We start from the raw sequence: 22,486 nt of genomic DNA, 5'->3' as shown, positions 1-22,486 counted from the left end.
AATACTTTCTCGCCGTTCTATGGTAAAGACTAAATATCAAAATATTGAAAATAAGTTATATGCGCTACCTGCTCATGCTCCTGCTTGCCGCTTTCATATTCTTATCGCCATCGGCCTGCGCACAGGGCACCGTCATCGTCATCATCGACGGCCTTGGCTCCTCATATCTTCAGGGCCAGCCGGCCACATATGCCAGCGGCATGCCCATCGACGCCATCGATATGCGATCGTTCGATGCTGCGGACGCATATTATCAGCTAAAAGTGCCCGTGCCCGCCACCGAATACGGCCATGCCGTCATTGTCACGGGATACTCCAACATATCCCCCGAGGAGATCACCTACTACCACGCCACCATATTCGATGCGCTCCATGACGATGGATATCTCGCGCTGGGCATCCTGGAGAACGGGGATAGCAGGGAGATGCTGGGCGAGCTGGATATTGCCGTTCGGGAAAAGAACCATTCCATTTATAGCCCTGACTTCCAGTTCATCAAGAATGGCCATGGCGTGTCGTCAAATATCGGCAGGATGATGCAGGGCTATCCCGGGCTATCAAAGATAAAGGCCGGTAAAGACCCATATGAGCCATACATTCGATATAACTCGTGGGCTCTCGGATTTGCCCGGGACACGGTCGATTATATGTATGAGAGCGAGCAGGGGGCAGATTACGTCCTTATCGTGAACGCCGGAGGGCTCGACAGCGCTGGCCAAAACCTGGGATATGATGGGTACAGTGCCGTACTGGAGGGTATGGACCAGGACCTTATGGCGCTCATCGAAACGTGCAGGCGATCCGGGACCATATTGCTCATCACGGCTGACCATGGCATGAGCTTCCCTGACTCCACCAGCAGGGGCTCGCATGCTAATACGATGGCGGCGTCCCGGAACGAGAGCCTGCTGGCGCCGCTGTTCTTCTACTCGAACATCACAACGAACGGCGGCGGAACGTACGGCCAGGAATGCCTGGCGCCCACGCTTCTTTCTCTCCTCGACGAGCCGAATACGCTGAGCATGAGCGACGGGACGCCCATACCGGTAAAAGAAAAGCCGACCCTGTTCCTGATGTCGGAATGGCCGATGAATGTAAGCATTACCGGGAACGACCTGAGCATTAACGCGGAGGTCAATGGGACCTACCGGGCATCAGATCTTGAAAAAGGCGATTACCTTATACAGTACGATAGAAAACAAGAGAATGTACACTTGGATCACGACATGACTGTAGAACTGAGGAAGGACGGGCAGGACACGCAGGCCCTGCCGCCATGGATGGCTTACGGCCCGGTTACTGTTATTTCCGTTGTCGGCATCGCCATCTCCCTAAAGCTCGTATGGGCAAGAAGATAGCCTAATGCATAGCCACCGTAAGATGCCCGACCGCTGATTCCTTCACATAGCCCCTGAGAATCGAAGATGCCTGCTTCGCCGATATGCCGTCGATGATGACGGCCCTGAGCGCCGCGGTCATCAGGTCGGGCCGGGCGTGCTGGAATATGTTCCTGCCCAGCGAGATGCCGATCGCGCCCGCGGCCATGGCGTCCTCTACCATCTTAAGCACCTCGTAGTCGTTCTCGCATTTGGGCCCGCCGGCGATCACTACGGGAGCAGGGCATCCGTCCGTTACCAGGCGCATTGACCTGATGTCTCCTGTGTACGGGCACTTCACGATGTCGGCGCCGAGCTCCCCACCGACCCTGGCCACGTGGGCAATCTCTTCGGGCGTCCCGGCGGCGTTTTTGCCCCTGGCATAGGTCATCGCCAGCAGCGGCATGCCCGTTGCATCGCACTCGTCCGCTATCTCCCCAAGGTCGCAGAGCATGTCGGGCTCCGTGTCGCATCCCCCGATATTCACGTGTACTGAGATCGCATCCGCGCCCAGCCTGACGGCCTGCTCCACTGAAGATACGATCACTTTACGGTTCTTATCCATGCCGAGTTTCGTGCCGGCGGACATGTGTACGATAATGCCGCACTTCGGCGCCGTACTCAGCGACTTCACGACGCCCTTATGCAGCAACACGGCGCTGGCGCCGCCTTTTTCCACTAACGATACCATACGGCCCATATCGGTCAAGCCCTCGATAGGCCCCTCGCTGACACCGTGGTCCATAGGCACGATGACAGCCCTTCCGGATTCCAGGATCCGGCTCATGCGAATAGTCTTACCATCCATGTTCGGTCCTTCCTTTCGGGGCCGACGCTGATGATCTTCGAAAAATGCAGGGACAAAGCCGCAGGGGTTCGAAAAAATCAAGCGCCGGCCGCGTTGTCCTTAGTTAAACCGCCAAAAGCCGTAGCTGCCGTTAAAACCAAACGATAGTGCAGCTATATTCAGGGCTGATTGGCTCATGTCTGTTTCTACTGTATCGTATCGGCCAAATATATAGGTTGTTACGGGTTTGTCCGGACCTCGAAGTACCTGAAGCGCAATGTGCTCGATTTAAATATCCGTCCCGTTAAATATTAATCTGGTATTCATGATATTCCGGCGCATCAAGTCAGAAGGCCTGGCCCATCTCTCCTATTTTATCGGCTCGGGAGGCGAGGCCGCAGTTATTGACCCCCGAAGGGACGTGGACGCTTACCTGGATATGGCCCGCCAGAGCTGTATGGATATCAAGTACGTTCTCGAGACGCACCGTAACGAAGACTACGTGATCGGCTCCCGTGAGCTGGAGGCTCGCACCAACTGCCGGATACTCCATGGCAGGCGCCTTCCCTTCAAGTTCGGCGAGGGCATCGGCGATGGCGACAGGATAAGGGTTGGCGATCTGCGCATCCGGGCACTGGAGACGCCGGGCCATACGCCGGAAAGCCTTACTTATGTTCTTTATGATACTGGCGACGTGCCGCTGATGGCTTTTACAGGGGACGCGCTCTTCTTCGGGACGACCGGCCGCACGGACCTATGGGGCACGCCGGAAGAGGCGGCGGGCCTGCTTTACGATAGCATACATAAAAAGATAGTCCCGCTGGGCGACCAGACGATACTCTGCCCCGCCCACGGCGCCGGCTCGGTCTGCGGCACCGGGTTCAGCGACCGCGACGATGGGACAATAGGCGGCGAGAGGCTCACGAACCCGGACTTGCGGCTCGATAAAGAGAAGTTCATCGCTAAGAAGAAGGCCGAGCCGCTCGAGCGACCCCCTTACTTCAAGCAGATGGAATCGTTCAACCTGAATGGCCTTCCAGTGACTGGCGGGCCTCACCCCTGCCGTCCCATGAACGTCCCCCAATTCAGGGAAGCCATTAGCAACGGCACATTGATCGATGCCCGCATGCCCCCTGCTTTTTCCGCCCATATGCCGGGCGCATACAGCATCTGGCTGGACGGCATGGCTACCTGGCCCGGGTGGGTCGTCAACTATCAAAGCCCCATATACCTGCTTTTAGAAAATGAAGAGGACGCGGCCGCTGCAACGCGATACCTGTACAGGCTGGGCTTCGATAATGTAAAAGGCTATCTCTGCGGCGGCTTCCAGCGATGGCTTAATGCGGGGCAGGACACGGAATTCCTGGGGCTGCTCGTGCCCGACGCGCTGGCCGGCATGCTTGCGGAGGGCAAAGTAACGGTTCTCGATGTCCGGAGCGACGCCGAATGGAGAAACGGCCGCATCAAGGAGGCGACGCACATCTATGTCGGGGAACTGGAAAAGCGCATTGCTGAGGTCCCTAAAGGAAAGCCCGTCGCATGCATATGCTCTACAGGACTCAGGGCCAGCCTGGCCTCCAGCATACTCAAAAAGGCGGGTATAAAAGAGGTATACAATGTGCTTGGGGGCATAACGGCATGGAAGGCTAAAGACTACCCGCTGCTATACGAAAAGATGCTGGAAAAATAAGCTAATTGGGCTTCAGCCGCAACAGGATCATGCGGGCATCCTGCTTCACGTAGCACCGCTTGAACTTGCCGTCCTGGCGGAACTCGACGATATCGTCGTCCATGAACTTTTTCATATAGTCGGTGATAGTGCTCTTGTCCAGCCCGAACTTCTCCGACAGGTCCTTATTCGTCATGCCCGGGTTATCCATGATCGAGAAGAGTATCGGCCTGCTTTTATCGTTCCTTCTCATGTACGAGGCGATGATGCTCTCCTTATCCATGGGCGAGAGCTTGTTGTAGTAGAGCTGGGAGACCTTGCCCCTGCGCACGAGCATTATCTTATTGTTCGTGAATAGCTGGCTCAGGTGGTACTTGAGGGTGCCCCGGTTGATGTTCTGCTCGTCCGAGAGCTGCTGGATCGTGAGGCCGGGGTTGTTCTGGATGTGGAAGAATATTTCCTTGGTCTTCGGGTTCTCGAGCGCGTGCTTGAGGCGCCCGGAGACGAACGTTAATAGCTTAAAAAGGCCCAGGATGGCGACCGCGGTGATAACCAGGTACGATAGCTGGACGTGTAAGGGTAATTCCCAGAAAGCTGCTAAGATGTCCGACCTGGACGTGGACTCCGGATGATCATCGACCGGCGCTATGCTGTTCGGGTCGACCGCCGTAAAGGTAACATCATAATCGATGGCACCATCGGCAGCATATGAAGGAACAGCCCCGAAAGAAAGGGCAATAAGGCTTACGAGAATTATAAAAATATACTGTTTATATCGTAAGCGCATATTGCCTATCTTCGTCATCGTATGTTATATTTGTTTTGCCTATATTGTATAGTCCTCTGTTCCGCTTACGCAATAGCCGAATACTTCATGGTAATAAGTTCCGGGCGCCAGCGTTCCCGATGGTGAAGATACCCAGAACAGTATCCTGCCGTCGGACCTGCCGTCAGAGTTGTCATAGAATGGTCCCCATGCACGGCCATCCGCACCATAGACCCTGAGTCTAAGAGAATTTGCCGAGTTTCCCCAGTTCAGGTCAAGGTAGTATCCAGGGCAGCCCGAGGGTATGTACTTGCCATGCCAGTTCGTCTGTAAGAACTTGATCGTATAGACGGAATAGGCCGTGGCATATACCTGCGATGAAGCGGCGCTGAACTGCGGGGTTTCGACCGGAGTAAAGACCAGGTCCGCCGAAACCTTCTTATTGGCGTTCGCGTTAGCGGCGCTCGCCGATGTGGCGGTTAGGCCCACCAGCAACACTAGTAAGACGATTAAAATCGTGCTTCTTTTCAACAACATTTAGATCACCTAAAAGAAGCGTCAGGTGAGCAAGGCTTATATTTTCTGTCCATATGACCCAACTGAAAATTGGTCATGTTCTCGTTTTGCCAGGTCGTTCAGTTGGGTCATATGGACAGAAATCTTTTATAAGCTGATGCCCAAGTATCGTTTGCAACAGCCGGGCTAACGCCTGGTTGGGGTGTATAGAGGCGACATTTAGATCCCGGAGAAAGGATGGGGTATTCTGCCCCCTTATAATCCCTGTTCTTTCTCCAAGGGTGTCTTTTTAGAAATAAATTTGACTCTTCCGCGGTTTTGGGATGAATGTTTTTTTATTCTTTTCTAGTTATGCCGTCGTTGAGTGGTCCAACCACAGGGGCACGGAGCGCACGGGAGTTTCACAGAGTTATTTTTTAATAATTTGAGACTCAGAGAGCTCAGAGGCCGGTTTATTAGTTTGCCTGGGGCACAGAGTTTATTGAGGCTCGGTTGACCAATAAACAATAATGCGGTTTATCCTCGGCAGTGCCTCTTTCAACTCCGTGCCCCGGGAATGTTATAAACCCGTCCCCTGTGCCCTCCGATCCTCCATTTATAAGAAAACTCCGTGAAACTCAGCGCTCTCCGTGCCCCTGTGGTTGGGCCACTCAACGACGGCATAACATAAAAACGAGCGAAGGCATCAGCCAAAACGATATATCATCCCAAAAACGCACAAGAACCATAAATTTTAAAAAAAGCTCATTTGCGGCGCCGTACGAATTCTTCCCTGACCTTATCCAGGGGAATGCCCTTCGCCGCCAGCATAATCATCAGATGGAATATCAGGTCCGCGCTCTCGTAGATAATTTCCTTTTCCCCGCCGTTCTTCGCGGCGATGATGACCTCGGTGGACTCTTCGCCGATCTTCTCCAGCACCTTGTCCAGGCCCTTCGGGTCCCGGTACAAAGAGGTCACGTAGGAGCCCTCTTTCGGGTTCTCCTTGCGGTCCTCTATAACGGAGTATACTTCATCCAGGACGTCCATGCTCAGTCACTCTCCATGCCCCGCCTCTCCAGCTCTTCGGGCGAAGTACCCTTGCGGTCCTTCATCAAAAGCCTTTCCGTTATTTCGATGAGCGGGTGCTTGGCGTAGTCCAGCACCTGGATGTCGTCCAGGGTCTTTAGCCCGGCATCCCGGGATGATTTTTCCATTCCCAGGGGAATGTCCTTGGGGATCTCGAGGATATAGGCGTCGACCTTTTGCATGCCCAGGCGCTTGGCGGCCACGACACGGTGGTGGCCGTCGGCCAGCAGCCAGCGGCCGGGCTTGTGGATGACTATAAGAGGCTCGGCGAGCCCTTTCTTTAATTCGTAGATGCGGCCTTCCAGCTCATCGGCAAACACCTTGCCCTGGGTGGGCACGAGATCGTCGATGTCGACTTCGCCGCGGGCCACGGTGATGCTGACGTTGTGGAGCGTCTCCAGGGTCTTCTTGAGTTTCCACACCTTCTGTGGGTCGGCCCGCTCGATCTGGGAGCGTATGACGTCCGAGTTAGTGATGATGCCCACGAGGTTGCCCTTATCGTCGACGACGGGCAGCTTGCTTACGCCGAGGCGAAATATCACGCGGGCCACCTCGTTGATCTCCATGTTGGGGTGGGCCACGATGAGGTTCTTGCTCATCACGTTCTTGACCAGCTCATCAGACTCGCACAGGAGCATGTCGAGGGAGGAGATGTACCCTTCGACCTTTTTCTCTTTTGTTACGGGAAAGCCGTCGTGGCCGGTCTCACGAGTGAGCTTGATGACATCCATCACCGTGTCGTCCGGCGATACCGTGATGACCTTGCCGGTCATGTAATCGCCGACCCTGAGTTTGTCTGTCATGATGTACAACCATATGCACGTTCTGGCAGATAATCTTATTCACTTTTTGGCGCCGGCGTCGTGCTTCTCACCGGAACTAATATGAGCAGCGCCGGGCAATATTCCATTGAATGGAAACGAAGAGGATATTAGAGTTGAGGGGCCAGGCCGCGAAGATCGAGGCCTCGACCCACGTAGGCAAGAACGGCGTCACGCCATCCCTTATCGATGAGCTCAAGCGCCAGCTAAAGGATAATAAGCTCATCAAGGTCAAATTGCTGAAGAGCGCCGTCGAGGCGATGCCCCGTGAAGAGCTGGCTAAGGAGCTGGCGGAGAAGACACGGTCCGAGCTCATTGAAGTGAAAGGCAACACTGTAGTCCTTTTTAAGCGATAAATAAAGGCTATTGTTAAATACCCTCCAGCGATACTCTTTATCTGGAGTATTGTGTACACGATTCAGAAAGCGTTCTGGAGCGAAACTTCAGGCCAGGCTTTAGAAGCTCTGGGGACTACCCAGCAGGGCCTGAGCAGCGAAGAGGCAGAGCGCCGTCTCAAAAAATACGGGCTGAACCGGCTGCGGCCTAAAAAGCGCTCTGATCCGCTGACGCTCCTCCTCGGCCAGTTCAAAAGCCCCATCATTCTTCTATTGTTGTTCGCTGCTTTTCTCTCTTTTTACCTTGGGGATAAGGCCGAATCGTCCATTATACTCGTGATCGTTTTCCTGAGCGGCGCGCTCGGCTTCTGGCAGGAGTACTCGGCCACGAACGCCGTCGAAAAGCTCCTCGAGATGGTCCAGGTCAAGGCACAGGTGCTGCGGGACGGGCGGGAAGCGGACGTGCCGTTCGAGGTAATTGTGCCCGGCGACGTCCTCGTTCTGAACGCAGGCGACGGCATACCCGGTGACTGCCTGATCCTGGAGTCCCGTGACCTGTTCGTGGACGAGGCGGCGCTGACCGGAGAGACATATCCTGTCGAGAAGGTCGTAAAAGTACTTCCGCCGGAGACGCCGCTCAGCAAGCGGGTGAACTCGCTCTTTATGGGAACGCACGTGGTCAGCGGGACGGCGAAGGCCATCGTCATCAGGACCGGCCTTGCCACCGAGTTCGGCCACATCTCGGAGGAGCTGCGCTTCAAGCCTCCGACGCCCGAGTTCGAGCGGGGCGTCAAGCATTTCGGGTACCTGTTGCTCGAGATCACCACTATAATGATCATCGCGATCTTCGCCATCAACGTATATTTTCATAGGCCTGTACTCGACTCGTTCCTGTTCGCGCTGGCGCTCGCCGTCGGGCTGACCCCGCAGCTCCTGCCGGCCATCATCAGCATCAACCTGGCCACCGGTGCCCGGCGAATGGCGAAGGAAAAGGTCATCGTCAAGCAGCTCTCCTCCATCGAGAACTTCGGCAGCATGAATGTCCTCTGCTGCGATAAGACTGGCACGATCACCGAGGGAAAGGTCGAAGTGTACTCCGCCATCGCTATCGACGGCCAGAAGAGCGACAAAGTCCTCCTCTACGCGGGCCTGAACGCCTGCATGGAGTCGGGATTCGCCAGCCCCATCGACGACGCAATCCGGCGCTACTGCAAGCTCGACCTGAAGGGGTACAAAAAGGTCGACGAGGTGCCCTATGACTTTATCCGGAAGCGCCTGAGCATCCTGGCAACAAAAGATGGAGCGAACATCATCATGACAAAGGGCGCCCTGCAGAATACCATGGACATCTGCTCCAAGGCTGAGATCAACGGTAAGATCGTCGGCGTGGACGAGGCCCGGGGCCTCATCATGAAGCAGTACGACGAGCTGAGCGCCAGAGGCTTCCGGACGCTGGGCGTCGCATACAAGGACATCGGGCAGCAAGCCCGCATCACGAAGGACGACGAGCGGGACATGACCTTCCTGGGCATCGTCGTGTTGTACGACCCGCCCAAGCCGGGGATCCTTGATGCGATCAAAGACCTGCGCAAGATGGGCATCACACTCAAAGTCATTACCGGCGATAACGCGCTGGTAGCCTCCTATATTAACAGGCAGATATGCGAGGCCGATGGCATGGCGGGCAGCATATGCAATACCCGTGTCATCACCGGCTCCGGGCTGAACCACATGAGCGATGATGCGCTGATGAGGGCGGTGAACGAGGTCAACGTGTTCGCCGAGGTCGAGCCCAACCAGAAGGAGCGCATCATCATGGCCCTCAAGAGGTCCGGCAACGTAGTCGGCTATATGGGCGACGGCATCAACGACGGCCCGGCGCTTCATGCTGCCGACGTCGGCATCTCCGTCGATAGCGCAGTGGACGTTGCGAAGGAGGCCGCCCAGATCGTGCTCATGGAAAAAGAACTTGGAGTGCTGGCCAAAGGCGTTGAAGAGGGCCGGAAGACGTTCGCGAACACGCTGAAGTACGTCTTCATGGCGACGAGCGCCAACTTCGGCAACATGTTCAGCATGGCCGGAGCATCGCTGCTGTTATCGTTCCTGCCCCTATTGCCTACCCAGATCCTGCTGACGAACCTGATGACCGACTTCCCCGAGATGACCATCGCCACAGATACGGTTGATGTAGAGCTTGTCGACCGACCGCGGCGCTGGAACATCGACTTCATAAAAAAATTCATGCTCACCTTCGGCCTGGTGAGCTCGATCTTCGACTTCATGACCTTCGGAGTCCTGTTGTTTTTATTGCATGCCTCGGAGAGGCAGTTCCAGACCGGGTGGTTCATGGAGTCAGTGGTATCCGCCACGATGATCGTGCTGGTGATACGTACGAGGAAGCCGTTCTTTAAGAGCAGGCCCGGGAAGCTGCTGGTCCTGGCAACTTTGCTCGTGGTCGGCGCGGTCATAGCCCTGCCATATACGCCAATAGCCCCCATTTTCAAGTTCGAGCCCTTGCCGCCCGTTTTTATCCTGACGCTGGCTATTATCGTGGGGCTGTACGTGGCCATGGCGGAAATTGTAAAGCGGATGTTTTACCGGACTGTAAAATTTTGAAGAAAAACCAAAATACGCTCCGGGGGCAGATCGGCAGGTGGCGGCTCCACTGGAAATGGTATGCTTTGGCGGCGCTCGGGTTCCCTGTGCTTGCGGTCGTAGCAGCCGGCCTGGGCTGGGCTGGAAGGAGTACGGCAGGCCCGTCAGCTTGACGGCTTCGCCACCCCAGAACGAGCCTCATCCATGATCTCAGGCGGGACCATCTTATACAAAATCCACAGACCGGCCGGTATCACGACCAGGTCATCGAGCTGCCCCAGCACGGGAATGAAGTCAGGTATAAGGTCAATGGGCGACAGGGCATAAGCCAGAAGGAACCCGGCCAGTAATTTACACCGCAACGGCAGCCGGGGATGCCCGGCCACATACTTTAATACTTCATACTCTTTCTTGATCCCTGCCATCGCTCTATTCAGTCGATGCTCTTCCATTCCTGCACCATCCACCGGCCAAGGATAAATAAAAAAGGGATTAAACGTGCTTCTGCGCCAGGTACTTCTCGCTCACGCCCAGCATATCGATGCCCAGGGCGATGAACGCGTTGGTGAATATGTACGAGTTCAGCTCGGAGATCGAAGGCCTTGTCTGGACCGACTTCGTGGCGACGATCTTGCTGGCCTCCTTCTCCCGGTACATGTTAATATCCGTCTGCTCGACGGGAACGAACATGATGTTCTTCGAGTAGCCCCAGGACTCCATCAGGCTGGTCAGCTTCGAGTTGTAGTTCACGGTGATCGGGAACACGTCGGCGCCATGGAGCTTGGCCTTGATGGCGCCCTCGATTATTTCGCGGGTGTTGCCGCTTCCGGTGATAGGCAGGTATGCGTCGCCCCTGAGGAATGCGGGTGTCGTCGGGCCGTCCCGCATGAACACATTACGGCCCAGGTGAGTCAGCCGCATGCCGAACGCGTTGGCGACGAAGCCCGAGCGGCTCACGCCGTCCACGACGTAGTTGCCGCGGCGGTTAAGCACCTTATCCGACCACTCGTCGAGGTGGGCGGAGTCGATGTTCAGGAGGAGCCCGGCGTTCTTCATGACATGCTCGAGCGTCAGGTAATATTTGTCCGCATCCTTGCCAGGGTCGTGGTGGTAGAGTTCGGGTATGACCGCGTTCAGGAGCACGCTGAGCTTTAGCTCGAACTCGGAGCCCAGGGCGGCCAGGTTCTTGTTGCTGATGCCCTTGAGGGGCTCGATATCGAAGATATAGCCGTTCTCGTAGCTCGAGACCATATTGTAGGCCCGGGAGTTCACGTTCGCCGTTATGAGGACTACGGGCACTTTCTGCGTAAAGGCATCCTCAAGATAGCGCAGGACGCCCTTGGTCTCGCCGGAGCCCGTGGCCGCGATGACGAGGTTCTCCTTGCCCGGGTCGATGTACCTCCGGATCGGGTCATCCAGAGTGACGGGATAAATGTTCTCATACATTGAGGATTGCTGCAGGAAGTCATACAGCGCCAGGGCGCTCCGGCCCTCTGCGATGCCGTAAATGACCTTCGTGTGCTTCGTATCATCCAGAATAAAGCCGGCCAGAAGATTGATGAACTCGAGGATCTTTCCCTTTTTCACTTCTTCAAGCTGTCCGATGAATTGCTGCTGTATCTTTACAGAATCATAGAATAAATCAGTCGAGGACATCGTAAGCTATTCTGCTGTTTTTCTATAAAAAGGTTTAATGTATGGCTTAAAAGTATAAAATGTATTGTTGTCATAGGTAATGAGTGATCGAGATGTCTACCTCTGTGAATGTTGCTGTTATCGGCTGCGGCCTCGCCGGCTGCGGAGTCGTCACCATACTCAAGGAATCTTTTTCCGCTTTGCCCTCTGCTCCTGCTTTTCTTATCGCGGTCGATGATAAGGCCGAAGTGCTGGAGGCCGCTGCTGCTGATCAGAAGGTCACCGTGAAGCCCGGCGAGAATTCGGGCGCCGGCGTCGACTTTGGCCAGTATGAGGCGGTGTTTTTCGTTCTTGAGCCTTCGGAGACCTCAGCGCTTACCTGGGCGCAGGTGCTGTCCTCGGCCGCTTCGGAGAAAAAAACTTATACCATTGGCTTCGTGATCAAGCCCTCCGGCGGCTGGCCCGAAGAGGATAAGGACGTTTTCGGCTCCTTTGATGGTTCTGTGTTGATCGACGAGGGCTGGGTGCTCCAGGCCCGGAAGGGCAAGGACCCCGAGTTCGCCATGCGCATCGTCTTTAACTTTATCGCACACGCGCTCACGTTCATGTCGGAGGCAATCCGGGAAGGGAAGCTGAGCCGGGACGCTTTGTATAAGTCTACTTTCGGTAAGGTTTCGGGCTTTGCAGCCACGTCCGTGTCGCAGCCCGATACGCTGTTTAACATGACAATGAGCAAGATAGATCGGCCCCGGGTGCGCTCGGTCATCCTGTTCATGCCCGAGGATACGGATAATATCGACGCCCGGCGGACGTTCCTGCAGGTGGCCCAGACGCTTCCAAGGAGCATGGAGATGATCGCTCTGCGCGTGAAATATGTGGAGCCTTTCCGTATTGTGGCTTTGCTCGCTGCATGAAGCTAGTAAATACTCGTCGCGCAGATCAGTTCGGTCGGTATCACGAACCTCTCCAAAGGTATTAAAACACGAATTTTCTTTTAAGATTTTACTCACTAAACCTCGAATGCTCTAGCTCACCGTCAATGCCCGAGCTCTCTAATACACAGGGCAGTGCTCTAAGCCTCTAACGCGCTAACCCGAAAATAATGCTCTAAGGCTCTAAATCACGTTTGAAACGCTAAACGGTGGAGCACGAACACTCTAAGAGCCCGGTCGTTCCCCCGCATTTAGAGTGTTTAGGGTCGTTGGCGTTTTAGCCGAGCCTTAGAGTGTTAGTGCTATGTCGTTTAGCGTTTCAAACGTGATTTAGAGCCTTAGAGCTTTCTTTTCGGGTTTGAGGCTTCGAGAATTCGTGCAATGCCCAGAGTATTAGGGAGTTCGGGCGTTGACGGTGTTTTAGAGGCTCAGGGATTTAGTGAGAAAAATCTAAAAAAAATTTGTGGTTTAATTCCTTTGGAGATGTTCGTGTTACCGACCAAACAAATCAACTCCTAATGGTAAATAAAAAAAGTGAGAAAAGGGAGTAAATGCGATTACATGCCCAGCATAGTGGCATAGTTCTGCAGGTCAAGCAGCCCGTGCCCGCTCAGGTTAAAGACGATAACCTCCTCCTTATTCTCGCGCTTACACTCCTGCGCGTGCCGAATGGCGGAAGCGATGGCATGGCACGACTCGGGGGCGGCGATAAGGCCCTCTGTCCGGGTAAACAACATCCCCGCAGCGAAGGTCTCATCCTGGGGCAGCGCCTCGGCCTCGATCATGCCCTTATCATACAGGGCGGACACGGTCGGCGCCATTCCATGATACCGCAAGCCACCGGCGTGAATGGGGTCTGGCATGAAATCATGGCCCAGGGTATGCATCTTCAAGAGAGGGGTCATGCCGGCGGTATCGCCGAAGTCGTAATCATACCGGGACTCGCCGCTCGAGCAGCCGGTAAGCGAAGGAACGCTCTCCGGCTCCACGGCGATGAAGCGGGCGTCGTTCTTGCCCTTCAGCTTATCGTAGATGAAGGGGAACGTGAAGCCGGCGAAGTTACTACCGCCGCCCACGCAGGCGATCATCCGGTCGGGCCTCTCGTCGATCTTCGCGAGCTGCGCCCTGACCTCCTGGCCGATGACGGTCTGGTGGAGCATTACATGATTCAGGACGCTGCCCAGCGAGTATTTAGAGTTCGGGGTACCAACGGCGGTCTCGATGGCCTCGCTGATGGCGATACCCAGGCTGCCCGGGCAATCCGGGTCCTCGGCCTGCGTTTTTCGGCCGAACGCGGTCTTATCGCTGGGTGAAGGGTACACGTTCGCGCCATAGAGCTTCATGACGTACTTACGGTAAGGCTTCTGGTCATAGGAAGAGCGCACCATGAACACGGTGCATTTCATTCCGAAATAGGCCGTTGCCATGCTCAGTGCCGAGCCCCACTGGCCCGCGCCGGTCTCGGTGGTCAGATGTTCGATCCCCTCGGCGAAATTATAGTATGCCTGGGCGATGGCGGTATTCGGCTTATGGGAGCCCACGGGCGACAGGTCTTCCCGCTTGTAATAAATGCGCGCCGGAGTCCTCAGGGCCTTCTCCAGCCGCCGGGCCCTGTACAGGGGCGACGGCCTGCCGAACTGGGCGAGCGCCGTGCGGACCTCGTCGGGGATCTTAATAAAACGGTCAGTAGAAAGCTCCTGCTTGATCAGGCCCTTCGGGAATATGGCCTCCCACTCCTCGGGCTTCAGCGGCTCTTTCGTGCCCGGGTTCAGGGCGGGCGGCAGCCCGCCGGGCAGGTCGGCCGCGATGTTATACCATTTTTTGGGGATCTCTTCGACGTCCAGCGTTACCCTCGTAATGTCCTTTGACTTCGTAATGACTTTTCCGACCATGTGCTCACCATTGAATATCAATGAATTGTATACCTATTAATCATTAAGTACAACTGATTGCTATGTTGTATAATAGTGTACATTACTGAGCAAGATAAAAAGCTTTCGCTCGATATAGTACATAACCAAAATTACGAAAAAGAATAATAAAAAGTGGCTACGCCACTCATAAGAACGTGGCTACAGCCACTCTTCTAGCGTGTAAGCCATTTTAGGGCTGGAGATAGTACATAACAGGTCGTCGCCGATGTAGCACTCGTCCTCGGGAGAGCTAAGCTGGATCGACACGGTCATGTCCCTGAAGTGGAATGACACACGGATCTCGTTACCTGTGTCCGTAGCCGCAATGTAGCTGACCACCTGGTGGCCGTCCTCGGCGGACTCCTCCAGGTCCCACTCCTCGAAGGGCGGGGCCAGCTCATCGTTCTTCGCGAGCATTGCGTAAGCGGCGTTCAGGACAATTTCGAGCGATTCCTCTGAGACGGTATTCCCGTCCAGCATGTATGTCCTGGTCGTACTATCGAATATCTTCATTGATAATAGGTGGCAAGGTATAAGTATAAATATATTTTGATATTGGTTATAAAATTTATACTTTTCACGACAAAAAATTATATATTGTAGACTTTTTTGTCATACCACCGTAACGTGGAGGTCATATTTCGAGAGGCAAATGCCCGTCCTGTCGATGGCCTCGAAGAAGGCGTCGATGACGTCTTTAGGCCCGTGGCATGCGCCGGTCTCGGACTCATAGTCGAACATGAAACGCTTCGGGTAGAGAACGGACGACTGGTCGAAACTCGTCTCCAGGTCATAGCAGCTCTTTCCAAGTGAATCCATCATTATTTTCTTTATATCGTATACGTGCTTTTCAAATTCCATCGTCCCCGAAAGGTCGTTGCGGTCCTTCGGCTTGATGGTGAATAAGGCTTTCATACAGCTTTTCTCCTTACAATACGATAATATTGGCTTAGCCTTTTATAATGCTTTCCTCGGATGGATGGCTTTATTATGCCTCTCGTCGATTACCTATTATGGAATCTCCTTACCGTGCAGTCGTAACTCTGCTGGAGCCCTATATCGTCGAGTCCTCGGGCGTTAACCTGTTCCTGTACCCCGGCACTAAAGATGAGTTCGTCGATAATCTTGTGAATGAGGGTGTGGAGCAGTGTATCCCTCGATTCGCTCTAAAATTTAAAGAGAACGCTATCGACCTCGACCTTCTTTTCTATGTGGTCGATATCATTAAGACAAGTGACGGAGGGATCATCTTCTTCAGCCCCGAAAGCCGGGTTCTGGACTTAAAGAAGATACGCCGTCCCTCAGGCGGGCTTGATAGCATATTCACCGATAAAGCTCCTGGTTACTGGAAGCCGCCCGAATAACCTTTTAGATACTTTATCCTATATTTCCAAGCCTAATTTTTTAAGTCACTAAGCGTACAGAGGCACTATTCTCACCACAATGGCACGGAGTTCACGAAGGCTCACAAAGTTTTTTTATAATGTGAGGGACAGAGGTCACAAAGCCCGGTTCATTAACGATAGGGCACAAAGGATACAATGGCACAATGAAATGAACAACTCACTTTTTGCCATTGTGTCATTGTATCCTTTGTGCCTTTTAACCCAAAAAGCCTGCTCTGTGGCCTTTGTGACTCACATTTAAAAAGGTCTTTGTGAAACTCAGTGCGCTCCGTGCCATTGTGGTGAGAATAGTGCCTCTGTACACTCAGTGCCTTAAAAGCGACAGGCAAGCGGATTATTATCCGAAATAAGTACAAGGACAAGTCTCTTTACATTAATAAAACAATGTACAAAGGGTTTATTATAAATGGTGGCCATGGCGGGGCAGGCATAAAGCCCGCCCCTTCTTTGACACAGCCATTGGGATTGGATTAATGACATTAATAGGCGATTATTTGTTAAACGCCTGCAATAAATATATTTACGGGCGGATAGTTAAAGCTTTCTGTCCTTTTACTTACTAAATAAGGCCTTTTTCAGGTAATAATTACCGGAACGATACTGCGCCGGCTCCTGTGACCTTAGTGAAATAAGCCATAATTAGGCTTATTTTTTAAAAATAAGCTAAAATAGCTACGATTCTATTCGTAGCTTAAATAAATCTTAAATATATACCACCCATTGATTATAGCAGGTGATCGGTTTTATGGGATATAAAAAAGGGTTACTATTCGGCCTGGGGGCGATCACGGCCCTGGCGATCGTTCTTACCATCATGGGCAGCGCATCCGCCGATGATTCTCCTCTCGCGGCCAGCAAGGAACGCACGGTCACGGTGACCGGCACAGGGTCGGTCTATGCCGTCCCGGACATCGCGAAGTTCAGCACGGGCGTCGTTACTGAGGCAGATACGTCCAGCGACGCCATGCAGAAGAACGCTCAGCTTATGGACGCTGTGGTGAGCGCCATCAAGAGGGCGGGCATTCCCGAAAAGGACATCAGGACCGGCAGGATCACGCTCGAGCCGGTGTACAATTACTATTCGCAGCCTCAGGGTTCCACGGAAAAGCCTAAGATCGTGGGCTATCGTGCATCGAATACGGTGACCGTAACGGTCCGGGATCTGTCCAGAGTGGGCAACGTCATTGACGCCGCCACGAACGCTGGCGCTAATAAGGTTAACGGTGTTTCCTTCGAGCTTTCGGACGAGAAGTCCTCGGAGGTCTACAATGAAGCGCTGATAAAGGCCGTAAGCGAAGGCGCAAAAAAGGCGAGGACCATCGCCGATGCCGCGGGCACGGGCTCGCTGACGCTGAAGTCGGTATCGGAGTCGGGCACGTACTACCCGCAGCCTTACTACATGGACTTCGCGGGCGCCGCCGAGGCGAAGTCGGCTGTACCTACGACGCCGGTCTCGCCGGGCGAGCAGAAGGTCCAGGCCACCGTCTCGATGGTGTACACGTTCGTGTAGTCGCAAACCGGCGATCTTATTTTTTTAGTACGTTTTTTCTACCGTCTTGACCATGAGCACGGCACAGGGCGCATCGTGGACAAGGCGGTCGGCGGTGCTACCGAGCAGGAACTCCTGGTAGGCAGGCCGTTCCGTGGCGCCGATCATCATCAGGTCGTATCCATGCCGGGCTTCGTCCAGTATCGTCTGTGCGATGGGGCCGCTTTTAAATAAGGGCTTGCCTTTGACACCGTTCGCTTCCAGGTCCGATATGAGGGGCTGGATGACCGCATCGGCGTCGTCCTTCCTGCCGCCGACGTACATCACGGTGATCTCGCTTCCGTGCTCTTTCGCCAGCGCTTCGGCGATCCGTGCCGCGCGGAGAGCATGTCTGTAGCCCGATGTCGGGATCAATATTTTCTTACACGATACGGGCTGCCCCTCGGTGTAGGTCAGGATGGCCGTTTCGACGGTCGTGTTCCGGACGATCTCGTCGACCTTACGGCCGAAGAGGATCCCTCGACTCGCCGTCCTCGGGTTCGCCATAAAAAGAAGGTCATAGTCCGTCGACGCGGCCTCTTTGAGGATACCCTGGGCGACGGACCGGTTATTCTTCATTTTGTAGTTGACCTCGATCTTTTTACGGATCGAGATGGACTGCGCCTCGGATATCACCCTCATCGCTTTTCGCCATTCGACAGCCGTGACGGGCAGCTTCTCCGACGGTATCACGTACAGAATGGTGATATCGCCGCCGGGATCCAGGAAGTCTTCGGCCAGGCTCATGACAAGCCTCATGTCGGTCTTGCTCCCGACGGGTATCAGGATCCTGTCGTACATGTCACACCTTTACCTTCGATTCTTTCATCTCTTTCACGGCGAGGTTGAGCTCGAGCACGTTCACCCGGGGCTCCCCCCATATAATGAACCGGCCCTGAGTTCGCTCGTTGATCAATGTCTTTACCGCTTCTTCGTCCAGGCCGTTCTCCCGGGCGACGCGCGGCGCCTGGGACATCGCATTTTCAACCGATATGTCGGGGTCGAGCCCCGAACCCGAGGCCAGCGCCGCGTCCGCGGTCGTCGACCCGTCCTCGATCCGCTCTTTTACCGCCGCGATCAATGCCGGGTTATAAGGGCCCAGGTTCGAAGCGCCGGATGCGGACGCGTTATAGCCCACGGCCGAAGGCCGGGAATGGAAGTAGGCCGGGCCCGAAAAATCCTGGCCGATCAGCCTGGATCCGACGAGCGTGCCGTTATCGTAGACCGGGCTGCCATGTGCGCCCCCGGGGAACGCCAGCTCCGACACGATCGCGATGGCGACCGGATAGGCGAGGCCGCAGGCGGCGACCGTGAGCGCGACGAGCGCAGCGCAGGCATATGCCGTTTTCCAGATGCTCATATTATCCCCCATCCGCTTATAATTATGTCGATCAGCTTGATGCCGATGAACGAGCTTACCAGGCCTCCCGCGCCATAGACGAGCAGATTCCTGCGTAGCATGGCCGAGGCGCTCACGGGCCTGTATTTGACGCCGTTGATCGCCACGGGTATGAGCAGCGGGATGGCCAGGGCGTTGAAGATCAGCGCAGAGTATATGGCGCTCCTCGGCGATGCGAGGCCCATGACGTTGAGCAGCGAGATCGCCGGTATGGATGATGCCAGGATCGCCGGCAGGATGGCGAAGTACTTGGCCACATCGTTCGTAACGCTGAACGTCGTGAGCGCGCCCCGCGTGATCAATAGCTGCTTGCCGATGGTGACGACCTCGATGAGCTTTGTGGGGTCCGAGTCCAGGTCCACCATGTTCGCCGCTTCCTTCGCGGCCGAAGTGCCGCTGTTCATGGCCAGCCCCACGTCGGCCTGGGCCAGCGCCGGGGCATCGTTGGTGCCGTCGCCGGTCATGGCTACCAGCTTACCCAGAGCCTGCTCTTTTTTTATGATGGACAGCTTATCCTCCGGGATCGCGTTGGCGACATAGTCGTCGACGCCCGTCTCCCGGGCGATGGCCGCGGCCGTTAGCCGGTTATCGCCCGTGCACATGACCGTGCGGATGCCTATGCGCCGGAGTTCGGCGAGCCGGTCCTTGATACCCGGCTTCACCAGGTCCTTGAGCACGATGAGCCCCACGATGTCGCCGTCCGAAGCCACCGCCAGGGGCGTAGAGCCTCCGCGGGAGGCGTTTTCAGCCTGTAGCCGGACGGGCTCCGGAATGCGGCCGCATTTTGTGCCGACCGCATCGACCGAGCCTTTGATATAGGTCAGCCCATCTTTCATCCGCGTACCGCTCACCCGGGTTTCGGGAGTGAACAGGATCGCCTGCGAGCCTTCAAGGCGTCCCTCGTCTATATTATAGCCGAGCTTTTTACCGAAGGATATCACGGAGCGCCCCTCGGGCGTGTCATCCATGGCCGAGGCGTACATGGCAACCGCCGCCAGCTCGTCCATACTTTTTCCGGGGGCTGGTATGAATTGGCTCGCGTAGCGGTTGCCCATGGTGAGCGTTCCCGTCTTATCCAGGATGAGCACGTCGATGTCGCCTGCCGTCTCCACGGCCTTGCCGGACTTGGCGACCACGTTGATGCCCGTGACCCGGTTGATGCCCGCGACGCCGATAGCCGGTAACAGGCCGCCGATCGTCGTGGGCATCAAGCATACGAGAAGCGTTATAAGGCTTCCCGTGTCGACGCTAATGGAATAGAACCGCGCCAGGGGTACGATAGCGACGACCACGACGAGCAGGGCGATGGTCAGGGATATGAGGACTACGGTCAGCGCCAGCTCGTTGGGGGTCTTCTGCCGCTCCGCGCCCTCGACGAGCCGGATCATCCGGTCCAGGAACGTCTCGCCCGGGTCCGCCGTTACCTTTACTATCGCCTCACCCGAGGCTACCCGGGTACCGCCGAGCACCGATGACTTATCCCCCCCGCTCTCCCGCAGCACCAGCTGGGATTCGCCGGTCATCATCGACTCGTCCAGCATGACCGCCCCTTTTTCTATACTGCCGTCGTCCGGCACGATATCGCCCGCCTGGATCATTATCATGTCGCCCGCCTTGAGCATGTCCGAGTTCACCTCGAGCGTCGTGCCATCTTTCAGGAGCCTGGCACGCGTCTCCGTCTTCATCTTTTTCAAGGAATCCGCCTGGGCCTTGCCCTGCGCCTCGGCCAGCGCCTCCGAGAAGAAGGAGAACCACATGGTGAGGAAGAGGATGGCGGATATGGCCACGTAGTCAACCCTGGTCAGGCTGCCGCCGGCCACGTCCGAGAACTCAGCGGGGAAGGCGGCGATGAGCAGGGTGACGGCCAGGCACAGGTAAAGTATGAACATGACCGGGTTCTTGACCGTATAGCGGGGGTCGAACTTCAACAGCGAGTCCTTCAGGGAGCCCCACAATATCTGCCCCGACATCCAGGATACCTTTTGGCTCATCTATGTCCCTCCCAGCAGCTCGGCGAGCGGCCCGAAGGTCAGTACGGGAAGGAACGTGATGGCGCCCACGATGACGATGATGCCTATCAGGAACAACAGGAACGTGGGATTATCCGTAGGCAGCGTGCCGGTCGTCGCCTCGATGGGCTTTTTTCGCGAGAGGAGCCCGGCGATGGCGATCATGGCGACCAGGGGCACGTATCGGCCTGTGGCGATCATAAGCCCCGACAGGATATTGAAATAGGGCGTCGTGTTGGCAAGCCCTGCCATGCCCGACCCGTTATTCGCCGACGCCGACAGGAACTCGTACATGATCTCGCTGAAGCCCCGGGGGCCCGGGTTCAGGGCGGCATGCGGGTTCACGATGATCGTGAGGGCCGTCGGGAGCAGGACCAGGATGGGATGGATGATGATCACGAGCGCGACCAGCTTCATCTCGTTCGGCTCGACCTTCTTCCCTAAGAATTCCGGCGTCCTTCCGACCATGAGGCCGGCGATGAACACCGATAATAAAATAAAGACGAGCATGACGTCGAAGCCGGCCCCGACGCCGCCGGGGGTGCACTGCATCATCATGCCCGACATCGCCCCGAGTATCGCGTCCGGCATCATCGACGTGACCGAGCCGGATGTGCCTCCCGATTGCACGAACGTATCGACCGCCAGGAAAAAAGTGGTCTCGTAAGCGGTAAAGCGCTGTTCTTTTCCTTCCAGGTAGCCGTCAGGATAATTCAGTGGCAATGCCGGGTTCCATCCCTCGCCGGCCAGCATCAGTGCCGCGCCGGTAACGAATATGACGAGCATCGCGATGAGGATGATGGCTCCCTGCCGCCTTTTCCCTGCCATGATGCCGAACGCGTACGGTATCGAGAACGGTATCAATAGCGCCAGAATATTTTGTATGACGTTCGTCAGGGGCGACGGGTTCTCGAACGGATGGGCCGAGTTGGCGCCATAGTAGCCGCCGCCGTTCGTGCCGAGATACTTGATGGACTCGAGCGAGGCCACCGGGCCGAGGGGTATCGATTGCATGAGTCCCGTAATTGTTTTTACATCGAGAGAGCCCCCGAGCGTCTGGGGTATGCCGCACGCCACAAATACGATCGCCACCATGAAGGCGCCGGGTAGTAATACTCTGACGATACACTTGATAAAATCGGAGAAAAAATTCCCGAGCTTTCCATCGGTCGCTAATAGCCCCCTGATCAACGCGAACGCCGACGAGATACCCGTCGCGGCGGAGGCGAACATGAGCATCGTGAGCGCGAGCATCTGGGCCGCCGGGCTCAACGTGTCCCCGGAGTAGTGCTGCTGGTCCGTGTTGGTCACGAAGGACGTGGCCGTGTGGAAGGCAAGATCCGGGCTCATCCCCGCCGAATAAAGAATGGCAAATGCGACAGCCCAGAGGAGTGCGTTGAGGGCAAGGAGCGAAAGGGCGTACTCCTTCCAGTCCATCGGGTGGCGGTCCATGCCCATCAATAGCCTCGACAGGGCCTTCTCTATCGGGCTAAATGCCGGCTCCAGTGGAGCCCTCTTACCTGAAAATACAAGTGCCAGGTACTCGCCCAGCGGTATAGCAAGGATAAGCGCCAGCAGTATTATCGGTAATATCTGGACCATACCAAATAAAAACCCCATACAATCACCTAGAACTTTTCCGGGAATATGAGGGCATAGACCAGGTACGCGAACGCTATTATCACGGACGCTATCACGATGTATATCCCGATCTGCATAGGCTCCCCAATC

Annotated in this window: 23 protein-coding genes; 8 read left to right on the top strand and 15 right to left on the bottom strand. The window is 55.5% G+C overall.

Features of this window, described 5'->3' with window-relative positions:
• The first annotated feature begins 59 nt into the window (after positions 1-59).
• Positions 60-1,358, top strand: coding sequence for an arylsulfatase (locus MCP_RS10050; RefSeq protein WP_012900733.1), 1,299 nt, complete (start codon positions 60-62; stop codon positions 1,356-1,358).
• Between the two features lies 1 nt (position 1,359).
• Here the strand turns inward: MCP_RS10050 and MCP_RS10045 are convergent, their stop codons facing one another.
• Entirely contained in the window at positions 1,360-2,184 is an 825-nt protein-coding gene (locus MCP_RS10045; protein ID WP_012900732.1) for a 2-amino-3,7-dideoxy-D-threo-hept-6-ulosonate synthase, read from the bottom strand.
• A 304-nt stretch (positions 2,185-2,488) separates the two neighbouring features.
• On the opposite strand from MCP_RS10045, the gene MCP_RS10040 reads away from it, so the two are divergent.
• A complete protein-coding gene (locus MCP_RS10040; RefSeq protein WP_012900731.1) occupies positions 2,489-3,853 on the top strand; it encodes an MBL fold metallo-hydrolase in 1,365 nt (454 codons plus the stop codon).
• Between the two features lies 1 nt (position 3,854).
• On the opposite strand, the gene MCP_RS10035 is transcribed toward MCP_RS10040, so the two are convergent.
• The 4 genes from MCP_RS10035 to MCP_RS10020 all read right to left on the bottom strand — a co-directional run bounded on the left by MCP_RS10035 (position 3,855) and on the right by MCP_RS10020 (position 6,985).
• Complete coding sequence (locus MCP_RS10035) at positions 3,855-4,619, bottom strand: winged helix-turn-helix transcriptional regulator (protein ID WP_158301483.1); 765 nt, start codon at positions 4,617-4,619, stop codon at positions 3,855-3,857.
• A 39-nt stretch (positions 4,620-4,658) separates the two neighbouring features.
• Positions 4,659-5,135: a hypothetical protein gene (locus MCP_RS10030; protein ID WP_012900729.1), complete on the bottom strand. Its 477-nt coding sequence runs from the start codon at positions 5,133-5,135 to the stop codon at positions 4,659-4,661.
• Positions 5,136-5,858: 723 nt separating this feature from the next.
• On the bottom strand, positions 5,859-6,143 hold the full coding sequence (gene hisE, locus MCP_RS10025) for a phosphoribosyl-ATP diphosphatase (RefSeq protein ID WP_012900728.1): 285 nt from the start codon (positions 6,141-6,143) through the stop codon (positions 5,859-5,861).
• A 2-nt stretch (positions 6,144-6,145) separates the two neighbouring features.
• The gene (locus tag MCP_RS10020; protein ID WP_012900727.1) at positions 6,146-6,985 is read right to left on the bottom strand and encodes a CBS pair associated ParBc domain-containing protein; all 840 of its coding nucleotides are present in this window, start codon (positions 6,983-6,985) and stop codon (positions 6,146-6,148) included.
• Positions 6,986-7,095: 110 nt separating this feature from the next.
• On the opposite strand from MCP_RS10020, the gene MCP_RS10015 reads away from it, so the two are divergent.
• From MCP_RS10015 to MCP_RS15720, 3 genes are read left to right on the top strand one after another with little or no spacing between them, the layout of a single operon-like run.
• On the top strand, positions 7,096-7,359 hold the full coding sequence (locus MCP_RS10015) for a YhbY family RNA-binding protein (RefSeq protein WP_012900726.1): 264 nt from the start codon (positions 7,096-7,098) through the stop codon (positions 7,357-7,359).
• Between the two features lie 51 nt (positions 7,360-7,410).
• Complete coding sequence (gene mgtA / locus MCP_RS10010; protein ID WP_012900725.1) at positions 7,411-9,954, top strand: magnesium-translocating P-type ATPase; 2,544 nt, start codon at positions 7,411-7,413, stop codon at positions 9,952-9,954.
• Positions 9,951-10,106 (top strand): hypothetical protein, encoded by a 156-nt coding sequence (locus MCP_RS15720; protein WP_158301482.1) that lies wholly within the window; start codon positions 9,951-9,953, stop codon positions 10,104-10,106. Before mgtA ends, MCP_RS15720 begins: the two co-directional genes overlap by 4 nt.
• Here MCP_RS15720 and MCP_RS10005 read toward each other — a convergent pair.
• Positions 10,098-10,385: a YkvA family protein gene (locus MCP_RS10005; RefSeq protein ID WP_012900724.1), complete on the bottom strand. Its 288-nt coding sequence runs from the start codon at positions 10,383-10,385 to the stop codon at positions 10,098-10,100. The genes MCP_RS15720 and MCP_RS10005 overlap by 9 nt on opposite strands.
• Before the next feature lie 40 nt (positions 10,386-10,425).
• A complete protein-coding gene (locus MCP_RS10000; RefSeq protein ID WP_012900723.1) occupies positions 10,426-11,589 on the bottom strand; it encodes a sugar phosphate isomerase in 1,164 nt (387 codons plus the stop codon).
• Between the two features lie 92 nt (positions 11,590-11,681).
• Between MCP_RS10000 and MCP_RS09995 the strand changes: the two genes are divergently transcribed.
• Positions 11,682-12,482: a hypothetical protein gene (locus MCP_RS09995; protein WP_128860193.1), complete on the top strand. Its 801-nt coding sequence runs from the start codon at positions 11,682-11,684 to the stop codon at positions 12,480-12,482.
• Between the two features lie 575 nt (positions 12,483-13,057).
• Here the strand turns inward: MCP_RS09995 and MCP_RS09990 are convergent.
• The 3 genes from MCP_RS09990 to MCP_RS09980 form a co-directional block, all read right to left on the bottom strand.
• The gene (locus MCP_RS09990) at positions 13,058-14,392 is read right to left on the bottom strand and encodes a TrpB-like pyridoxal phosphate-dependent enzyme (protein WP_012900721.1); all 1,335 of its coding nucleotides are present in this window, start codon (positions 14,390-14,392) and stop codon (positions 13,058-13,060) included.
• A gap of 180 nt (positions 14,393-14,572) precedes the next feature.
• Entirely contained in the window at positions 14,573-14,926 is a 354-nt protein-coding gene (locus MCP_RS09985; protein ID WP_012900720.1) for a hypothetical protein, read from the bottom strand.
• A 99-nt stretch (positions 14,927-15,025) separates the two neighbouring features.
• On the bottom strand, positions 15,026-15,328 hold the full coding sequence (locus MCP_RS09980) for a hypothetical protein (protein WP_012900719.1): 303 nt from the start codon (positions 15,326-15,328) through the stop codon (positions 15,026-15,028).
• A gap of 98 nt (positions 15,329-15,426) precedes the next feature.
• Here MCP_RS09980 and MCP_RS09975 point away from each other — a divergent pair, with 98 nt between their 5' ends.
• Both MCP_RS09975 and MCP_RS09970 read left to right on the top strand, forming a co-directional pair.
• On the top strand, positions 15,427-15,777 hold the full coding sequence (locus tag MCP_RS09975) for a hypothetical protein (RefSeq protein ID WP_012900718.1): 351 nt from the start codon (positions 15,427-15,429) through the stop codon (positions 15,775-15,777).
• Positions 15,778-16,564: 787 nt separating this feature from the next.
• Entirely contained in the window at positions 16,565-17,329 is a 765-nt protein-coding gene (locus MCP_RS09970) for an SIMPL domain-containing protein (protein WP_012900717.1), read from the top strand.
• Positions 17,330-17,353: 24 nt separating this feature from the next.
• Here MCP_RS09970 and MCP_RS09965 read toward each other — a convergent pair whose 3' ends face one another.
• From MCP_RS09965 to MCP_RS09945, 5 genes are read right to left on the bottom strand one after another with little or no spacing between them, the layout of a single operon-like run.
• The gene (locus MCP_RS09965) at positions 17,354-18,148 is read right to left on the bottom strand and encodes a universal stress protein (RefSeq protein ID WP_012900716.1); all 795 of its coding nucleotides are present in this window, start codon (positions 18,146-18,148) and stop codon (positions 17,354-17,356) included.
• Between the two features lies 1 nt (position 18,149).
• The gene (kdpC, locus tag MCP_RS09960; RefSeq protein ID WP_012900715.1) at positions 18,150-18,707 is read right to left on the bottom strand and encodes a K(+)-transporting ATPase subunit C; all 558 of its coding nucleotides are present in this window, start codon (positions 18,705-18,707) and stop codon (positions 18,150-18,152) included.
• On the bottom strand, positions 18,704-20,737 hold the full coding sequence (gene kdpB / locus MCP_RS09955; protein ID WP_012900714.1) for a potassium-transporting ATPase subunit KdpB: 2,034 nt from the start codon (positions 20,735-20,737) through the stop codon (positions 18,704-18,706). The genes kdpC and kdpB overlap by 4 nt, the downstream gene beginning before the upstream one ends.
• Entirely contained in the window at positions 20,738-22,357 is a 1,620-nt protein-coding gene (kdpA, locus tag MCP_RS09950) for a potassium-transporting ATPase subunit KdpA (RefSeq protein WP_231845061.1), read from the bottom strand.
• A gap of 26 nt (positions 22,358-22,383) precedes the next feature.
• Entirely contained in the window at positions 22,384-22,473 is a 90-nt protein-coding gene (locus MCP_RS09945; protein WP_128567153.1) for a potassium-transporting ATPase subunit F, read from the bottom strand.
• Positions 22,474-22,486: the final 13 nt, after the last annotated feature.

The organism is Methanocella paludicola SANAE (genome assembly GCF_000011005.1).
Classification (GTDB): domain Archaea; phylum Halobacteriota; class Methanocellia; order Methanocellales; family Methanocellaceae; genus Methanocella; species Methanocella paludicola.
This window is presented reverse-complemented; position numbering and strand designations above follow the sequence as displayed.

What these genes read in the sequence shown, in the direction of transcription:
- hisE (WP_012900728.1), bottom strand. Translation starts at nt 6,143, where the DNA reads ATGGACGTCCTGGATGAAGTATACTCCGTTATAGAGGACCGCAAGGAG.
- MCP_RS10000 (WP_012900723.1), bottom strand. Translation starts at nt 11,589, where the DNA reads ATGTCCTCGACTGATTTATTCTATGATTCTGTAAAGATACAGCAGCAA.
- MCP_RS10030 (WP_012900729.1), bottom strand. Translation starts at nt 5,135, where the DNA reads ATGTTGTTGAAAAGAAGCACGATTTTAATCGTCTTACTAGTGTTGCTG.
- MCP_RS09985 (WP_012900720.1), bottom strand. Translation starts at nt 14,926, where the DNA reads ATGAAGATATTCGATAGTACGACCAGGACATACATGCTGGACGGGAAT.
- MCP_RS10015 (WP_012900726.1), top strand. Translation starts at nt 7,096, where the DNA reads ATGGAAACGAAGAGGATATTAGAGTTGAGGGGCCAGGCCGCGAAGATC.
- MCP_RS09995 (WP_128860193.1), top strand. Translation starts at nt 11,682, where the DNA reads ATGTCTACCTCTGTGAATGTTGCTGTTATCGGCTGCGGCCTCGCCGGC.
- MCP_RS10020 (WP_012900727.1), bottom strand. Translation starts at nt 6,985, where the DNA reads ATGACAGACAAACTCAGGGTCGGCGATTACATGACCGGCAAGGTCATC.
- MCP_RS09975 (WP_012900718.1), top strand. Translation starts at nt 15,427, where the DNA reads ATGGAATCTCCTTACCGTGCAGTCGTAACTCTGCTGGAGCCCTATATC.
- MCP_RS09980 (WP_012900719.1), bottom strand. Translation starts at nt 15,328, where the DNA reads ATGAAAGCCTTATTCACCATCAAGCCGAAGGACCGCAACGACCTTTCG.
- MCP_RS09970 (WP_012900717.1), top strand. Translation starts at nt 16,565, where the DNA reads ATGGGATATAAAAAAGGGTTACTATTCGGCCTGGGGGCGATCACGGCC.
- kdpB (WP_012900714.1), bottom strand. Translation starts at nt 20,737, where the DNA reads ATGAGCCAAAAGGTATCCTGGATGTCGGGGCAGATATTGTGGGGCTCC.
- MCP_RS10050 (WP_012900733.1), top strand. Translation starts at nt 60, where the DNA reads ATGCGCTACCTGCTCATGCTCCTGCTTGCCGCTTTCATATTCTTATCG.
- MCP_RS10035 (WP_158301483.1), bottom strand. Translation starts at nt 4,619, where the DNA reads ATGCGCTTACGATATAAACAGTATATTTTTATAATTCTCGTAAGCCTT.
- MCP_RS09990 (WP_012900721.1), bottom strand. Translation starts at nt 14,392, where the DNA reads ATGGTCGGAAAAGTCATTACGAAGTCAAAGGACATTACGAGGGTAACG.
- kdpC (WP_012900715.1), bottom strand. Translation starts at nt 18,707, where the DNA reads ATGAGCATCTGGAAAACGGCATATGCCTGCGCTGCGCTCGTCGCGCTC.
- MCP_RS10005 (WP_012900724.1), bottom strand. Translation starts at nt 10,385, where the DNA reads ATGGAAGAGCATCGACTGAATAGAGCGATGGCAGGGATCAAGAAAGAG.
- MCP_RS09965 (WP_012900716.1), bottom strand. Translation starts at nt 18,148, where the DNA reads ATGTACGACAGGATCCTGATACCCGTCGGGAGCAAGACCGACATGAGG.
- MCP_RS10040 (WP_012900731.1), top strand. Translation starts at nt 2,489, where the DNA reads ATGATATTCCGGCGCATCAAGTCAGAAGGCCTGGCCCATCTCTCCTAT.
- kdpA (WP_231845061.1), bottom strand. Translation starts at nt 22,357, where the DNA reads ATGGTCCAGATATTACCGATAATACTGCTGGCGCTTATCCTTGCTATA.
- MCP_RS09945 (WP_128567153.1), bottom strand. Translation starts at nt 22,473, where the DNA reads ATGCAGATCGGGATATACATCGTGATAGCGTCCGTGATAATAGCGTTC.
- MCP_RS10045 (WP_012900732.1), bottom strand. Translation starts at nt 2,184, where the DNA reads ATGGATGGTAAGACTATTCGCATGAGCCGGATCCTGGAATCCGGAAGG.